Annotated in this window: 1 rRNA gene; it reads right to left on the minus strand. The window is 56.2% G+C overall.

Annotated elements, in window-relative coordinates:
* Positions 1-781 (minus strand): 23S ribosomal RNA (locus tag ACY34J_RS29005); the annotation flags it as partial.

Consider the following 781-nt stretch of genomic DNA (forward strand, 5'->3'; position numbering starts at 1 on the left):
CTGAACTGGCGTCCAGAGTTCACAGTCTCCCACCTATCCTACACAAGCCGAACCGAACACCAATATCAAGCTGTAGTAAAGGTCCCGGGGTCTTTCCGTCCTGCTGCGCGAAACGAGCATCTTTACTCGTAGTGCAATTTCACCGGGCCTATGGTTGAGACAGTCGAGAAGTCGTTACGCCATTCGTGCAGGTCGGAACTTACCCGACAAGGAATTTCGCTACCTTAGGATGGTTATAGTTACCACCGCCGTTTACTGGCGCTTAAGTTCTCAGCTTCGCCCACCCGAAGATGAGCTAACCGGTCCCCTTAACGTTCCAGCACCGGGCAGGCGTCAGTCCGTATACATCGCCTTACGGCTTCGCACGGACCTGTGTTTTTAGTAAACAGTCGCTTCTCGCTGGTCTCTGCGGCCACCACCAGCTCAGGGAGCTACGTCCCATCACCAGCAATGGCCCCCCTTCTCCCGAAGTTACGGGGGCATTTTGCCGAGTTCCTTAACCATAGTTCACCCGAACGCCTCGGTATTCTCTACCTGACCACCTGAGTCGGTTTAGGGTACGGGCCGCAACAGCACTCACTAGAGGCTTTTCTCGGCAGCATAGGATCATCCACTTCACCATAATCGGCTCGGCATCAGGTCTCAGACACATGCCAGGCGGATTTGCCTACCTGGCGTCCTACACCCTTACCCCGGGACAACCACCGCCCGGGCTGGACTACCTTCCTGCGTCACCCCATCGCTCACCTACTACCACGTTGGACCGGCGACTCCACCAGCA

The organism is Streptomyces sp. HSS9-12 (assembly GCF_054963655.1).